This is a genomic window from Shewanella sp. SW24 (assembly GCF_025653395.1).
Taxonomy (GTDB): Bacteria; Pseudomonadota; Gammaproteobacteria; order Enterobacterales; family Shewanellaceae; genus Shewanella; species Shewanella oncorhynchi.
In genome coordinates this window covers 529,550-535,549 of record NZ_JAKKSH010000002.1, presented here as the reverse complement: position 1 = coordinate 535,549, position 6,000 = coordinate 529,550, and the positions used below count along the sequence as shown (strand labels likewise).

The 6,000-nt window shown below is 43.5% G+C and carries 3 protein-coding genes and 1 rRNA gene; 3 read left to right on the top strand and 1 reads right to left on the bottom strand.

What is annotated here, in order from left to right; translation table 11 throughout:
* Positions 1 to 111 precede the first annotated feature (111 nt).
* The 3 genes from rrf (at position 112) to fusA (ending at position 4,894) form a co-directional block, all read left to right on the top strand.
* A 5S ribosomal RNA gene (rrf, locus tag L5M17_RS04065) occupies positions 112 to 227 on the top strand.
* Between the two features lie 678 nt (positions 228 to 905).
* Positions 906 to 2,360 (top strand): diguanylate cyclase, encoded by a 1,455-nt coding sequence (locus tag L5M17_RS04060; protein WP_263145382.1) that lies wholly within the window; start codon positions 906 to 908, stop codon positions 2,358 to 2,360.
* Positions 2,361 to 2,800: 440 nt separating this feature from the next.
* The gene (fusA, locus tag L5M17_RS04055) at positions 2,801 to 4,894 is read left to right on the top strand and encodes an elongation factor G (protein ID WP_105251504.1); all 2,094 of its coding nucleotides are present in this window, start codon (positions 2,801 to 2,803) and stop codon (positions 4,892 to 4,894) included.
* A gap of 161 nt (positions 4,895 to 5,055) precedes the next feature.
* On the opposite strand, the gene L5M17_RS04050 is transcribed toward fusA, so the two are convergent.
* Complete coding sequence (locus L5M17_RS04050; RefSeq protein WP_105251505.1) at positions 5,056 to 5,943, bottom strand: LysR family transcriptional regulator; 888 nt, start codon at positions 5,941 to 5,943, stop codon at positions 5,056 to 5,058.
* Positions 5,944 to 6,000 lie beyond the last annotated feature (57 nt).

Below are 6,000 nucleotides of genomic sequence, written 5' to 3'. Positions count from 1 at the left end.
GCCTTAGACAGAATATCGACACTTGATAAAGTTAAAGACTCAACAGAAAATCAGCTTTCCGAATTATTATTAACGTGAGCCAGAGATGGACACGGTAATAAACAGAATTTGCTTGGTGACAATAGCCTTGTGGAACCACCTGATCCCATCCCGAACTCAGAAGTGAAACGCAAACGCGCCGATGGTAGTGTGGGGTCTCCCCATGTGAGAGTAGGTCATCGCCAAGCGCCTAATTATCTCATTGAGATGCAAAAAAGCCAGCTGAATAAGCTGGCTTTTTTGCGTCTGTAATTTGTTAAATACAGCCTAGTGTCTATTTAATTCGTCAGTTTCCCTCCTATTTTTCTCTCGATAATCCCTTTTTTACCTTCCACGACACGAATAATTTGCACCATTTGGCTTTATATCAATTCTATTAATATCCGCTACAACTGTTCTATCAGATTCAGTTCCGGAGAATAAGGCGGCAGTTTTATCTCAGATGATAAAATCTTCTGCCATCTTTGTTTGATGCCCCCGCACAGTCCATCATGATCGCGGTATAGCGGCTAAAGAACGTAGCCACATAAATTAAGGCGAGGTGCCACTGTATATGCAAAAGGCGCTATGATGGCTTTGGATGGCGAGTAAGGGTGGTTATTTAGGATAGCCCTGATGAAACAAGCGATAAATATTGGCTTTTTAAAATGTGATACCAAACTCAGACTGAGTGAATGTTAGCAACGTTCTTTCCCATCAACTGATCACCTTATGAAGATAAGTTTTGCTGATGTACGAAGGCGTTAAGACACAATGGACAAACGAGCGTTTCGTATAAGCAATGATGGGAATTGGTATTGTGTGGTTTTCACGTATACACTTTTTTACATTCCCCATCTAGCATCAGCTTTTAGGTTGAAATTTCAATGGAATTGCGTGGCTTATTGAGGTTATTGTCGCTATTGCTGTGTATGCCATTACTGGTGAATGCTGATCGTTTCATGGTGTCTAGTGCTAAACTTGCGGATCAAGATGTTAGCGTCAAGTCTGCTGTGATAGTCCGTTATTGCGTTGATCCTGATTGGTTGCCCTATGAAGGAATACGAGAAGGTAAGCATCTGGGGATTTCATCGGACTATATTCGTCATGTTGAGTCACATTCTTCCCTTAAGTTTCAGCTAGTGCCGACATCTTCTTGGACCGAAACTTTATCTTTGTTGCAAAGTGGTCAGTGCGATTTAACCCCTATGTTGAATAAAACGCTAATACGCGAAACTTATCTGCACTTCAGTGATGTCTATTTCCGCTCACCAAATGTGCTCGTTTCACTTAAAGAACAGCCTTTTCTGCAAGGATTGGAGAATATCAATACGCGTATTTTAGCCGTGCCAAAAGGTTATCGTTTAGCCGAGTATATTCAGCATTATTATCCTCAGATAGAAATGCTTACTGTTGCCAGTGAACCTGCGGGATTGCAGTCGGTTCTGGATAAACGTGCAGATCTGTTTGTTGGGTCAATGTTTTCGGTTAATGCTTACATTCAACAAATGGGATTTGATCATTTAAAAATTGCGGGTTGGGGCGGGCCGGAAGATGAGTTACGGATGGGGGTCGCTTATGGTCAAGAGTCCTTGTTACCTGTGATAAATAAAGCCTTAAACACTGTGAGTGAGCAAGAGCGGATCACGATTTATCAGAAGTGGAATAATGTGACTGTGATAGATGAGACTAACTATTCGCTTGTGTATCAAATTATCTGCGCGACGTGTCTGTTGCTCCTAATGTTGGGGGCGAGAACTTACTTTATGAGTCAATATAATCGAAGATTAACCGATAAGAATAAGCAGTTGGAAACTTTACGCGAACAGCTTGAAGCGTCAAATGCCGAACTCGAATTTTTATCTACCCACGACCCCTTAACTAAATTGTATAACCGACATTACTTTAATCGCTTTTTTATTAATAACGAGCAGCATGATAAATCTGCTGGGGCAGGCATGTGCCTTGTAATGATTGATATCGACTACTTTAAAGAGATTAATGACACGCTAGGGCATAACGTCGGCGATCGCATTCTTGAGCAAGTGTCTCAGGTATTACAGCACTGTGTGCGTGATTCTGATGTGGTCGCACGTTGGGGTGGCGAAGAATTTGTTATCCTCTGCCAACAGTCATCATTGCCATTAGTTGAAAGCTTGTGTGTGCGGATTGCGCAGAGGATTAACAATTATCAATTTACTGACAATGTTCACTTAACTTGTAGTTTTGGTGTCGCTAAGCTCGCAGAAAACGAACCTATACAATTGTGTTTTGAGCGGGCAGATCGAGCCCTTTATCGTGCTAAAGCACAAGGGCGTAATCAAATGTGCATCGACACGTAAGGGTTTACTCAAGACTGATTTGTGGTTATTTGGGTAAAAGACTGCGATTGAAGTGAGTCGCGGATGTCATCTCTATTTTGGAGATAGGTATAACATGATTGTTCTAGCATCCATGCTTGCAGGTTAATGTTTGATGTTTGTACTGACGATATGATAGAAATCCCTTGAAAATCGCTTTATCCCATTAAAATGAGGTTTATTTAAGGTTTTTTATTGATTGAGTGAAAAATAAGCTAAAGTGTTTTACTTATCTGTTTTAGTTCGTGTTTATGGCTATTTACCTAAATTATTACGCGACTTTATCGTGAAAAAGTACTCTAGCCATTTGCGCCGAGCAGGGTTCCAATTTACAATATGCGCCTAAAATAATCTGATGTGCGGTGTGTCGGTGTTTGTCGCATACTCCGTCTACTTCTTAAACTACTCATTAAAGTTGAATCATGACCGAATTATCCAAATACAGAAACATTGGTATCTTCGCTCACGTTGACGCGGGTAAAACCACGACCACCGAGCGTATCCTTAAGCTAACCGGTAAAATCCATAAAATCGGTGAAGTTCACGATGGTGAATCTACCACTGACTTCATGGTACAGGAAGCTGAGCGCGGTATTACTATTCAGTCCGCTGCTGTAAGTTGCTTCTGGAAAGATCACCGTTTCAACGTTATCGACACCCCAGGACACGTTGACTTCACCGTTGAAGTTTATCGTTCTCTGAAAGTGCTTGATGGCGGTATCGGTGTATTCTGTGGTTCAGGCGGTGTTGAGCCTCAATCAGAAACTAACTGGCGCTATGCGAACGAATCTGAAGTTGCGCGTATAATCTTCGTAAACAAGTTAGACCGTATGGGTGCTGACTTCTTACGCGTTGTTAAGCAAACTAAAGACGTATTAGCTGCTACTCCACTGGTTATGGTTCTGCCAATCGGTGTTGAAGACGAATTCACTGGTGTTGTTGACCTATTAACTCGTAAAGCATACGTGTGGGATGATTCTGGTATTCCAGAAAACTTTGAAGTATTAGACGTTCCTGCTGATATGGTTGACATGGTTGAAGAATACCGTGAAATGCTGATCGAAACTGCAGTTGAACAAGACGATGCAGTGATGGAAGCGTACATGGAAGGCGAAGAGCCATCTATCGAAGACATCAAGCGTTGTATTCGTACTGGTACTCGCAAACTGGCATTCTTCCCAACATACTGTGGTTCTGCGTTCAAGAACAAAGGTATGCAACTGGTTCTTGATGCTGTTGTTGATTATTTACCAGCACCAGACGAAGTTGATCCACAACCATTGACTGACGAAGAAGGCAACGAAACTGGCGAATTCGCTATCGTTTCTGCTGATGAGCCATTAAAAGCGTTAGCGTTCAAAATCATGGATGACCGTTTCGGTGCCCTGACTTTCGTACGTATCTACTCTGGCCGTCTGAAGAAGGGTGATACCATCCTGAACAGCGCGACTGGCAAAACTGAACGTATCGGCCGTATGTGCGAAATGTACGCTGATGACCGTATTGAAATTGAATCAGCTCAAGCTGGCGACATTATCGCTATCGTGGGTATGAAGAACGTTCAAACTGGTCACACTTTATGTGACGTGAAACACCCAGTTACCTTAGAAGCTATGGTGTTCCCAGAGCCAGTTATCTCTATCGCAGTAGCGCCAAAAGATAAAGGCGGTTCTGAGAAAATGGGTATCGCTATCGGTAAGATGATCGCTGAAGATCCATCATTCCGCGTAGAAACTGACGAAGATTCAGGTGAAACCATCCTTAAAGGTATGGGCGAACTTCACTTAGATATCAAAGTAGACATTCTGAAGCGTACTTATGGTGTTGAATTGATCGTAGGTGAGCCACAAGTTGCTTACCGTGAAACCATTACTCAAATGGTTGAAGATCAATACACTCACAAGAAACAATCAGGTGGTTCTGGTCAATTCGGTAAGATCGAATATATCATCCGCCCAGGTGAGCCAAACACTGGTTTCGTGTTCAAATCTTCAGTTGTTGGTGGTAGCGTTCCGAAGGAATTCTGGCCAGCAGTTGAGAAAGGTTTCGCGAGCATGATGAACACAGGTACTATCGCTGGCTTCCCAGTGTTAGACGTTGAGTTCGAATTAACTGACGGTGCATTCCACGCAGTTGACTCATCAGCAATCGCGTTCGAAATCGCTGCTAAAGGCGCTTTCCGTCAGTCTATCGCTAAAGCTAAACCACAACTTCTTGAGCCAATCATGAAAGTTGACGTGTTCAGCCCAGATGACAACGTGGGTGACGTGATCGGTGACTTAAACCGTCGTCGCGGCATGATCAAAGACCAAGTTGCTGGTGTAACAGGTGTTCGCGTTAAAGCTGACGTACCGTTATCAGAAATGTTCGGTTATATCGGTACTTTACGTACAATGACTTCTGGTCGTGGTCAGTTCTCTATGGAGTTCTCACACTACAGCCAATGTCCAGCTAGCGTAGCTGAGAAAGTTGTTGCTCAAGTTAAAGAACGTAAGGCTGCTGAAGCTAAGAAGTAATTCTTAACTTACCTTAGCTAATAAAAACCGCTGTCGGCCCCTAGGCTCGCAGCGGTTTTTTTATGGGAGAGATCCAACTGTAATCACCCGCTACGGCTGACGAAGTTTCGTATCCCGTTGTTTAAAATAATGTGATTGGTATTAGTTCTTGCTTTATCTTCTCAGCGTTCAGTTTTTTGTTTACTCAATTCGAGCAAGGCCTTGGCTGCCGGTGTTAAAGGTAAACTTTGGCGCCAAATAAGCGCCAGATCCCATGTCATTGCGGGCTGCATAGGTTTAAAGACCAGTTTGCTGGTGCTTAATCGATTGCAGATAGGCTCAGGTAAAATAGCGACGCCCATATCGGCTTCGACCATGGCGGCGAGGAAATCCCACTGGCCGCTGCGAAAGGCAATATTGAGTTGAACACCTGCTTTGCGACTGAGGCGATTAATCAGTTTAGCGAGGGAGAAGTCTTCGTTATAGAGGATAAAAGGATAGGGCTGGAAGTCCTGCCATTTTAAGTGGTCTTTCTCGGCTAAGGGATGTCCTTCAGGCAGGCATGCGAGTAAAGGGTACTTAGTTAGGGGTTGGTTGACGAGTTCTGTCTCATGGGTCGTGGGGAGCGCGGTAAAGGCGATATCGAGACTGTTATTGAGCAATGCTTGTTCGCAGCCGAATCCACCGTACTCATACATGTGTAGTTCAACTCCCGGATAACGCTTACGATAGCTAGTGAGCAAACCAATAATAAGACTGCTCATCATAGGACATACACCCAGTCGCAACCGCCCCGATTTAAGACCGCTAAGGTTACTCATGTCCTCCTGCAGCCTATGCCATTGGCCGAGGATTTCCCGTGCACTGTGCTCAAAGAGCTGACCAGCTTGAGTTAACTCAACCTTTTGGTTATTCCGGATCAGCAAGGTTTCACCAAGGCTTTCTTCAAGTCTCTGGATTATTTTGCTTAGTGTCGGCTGGGTGATAAAACATTTCTGCGCGGCGCGGGTAAAGTTTTCAGTTTCCACTAAGGTCAGAAAACACTGTAAGGTCTTGATTGGGATGTTCATGCTCAAATGGAATCCATATTATGGAATTTATTCATTTTACTAATGATAGCCTAAGTA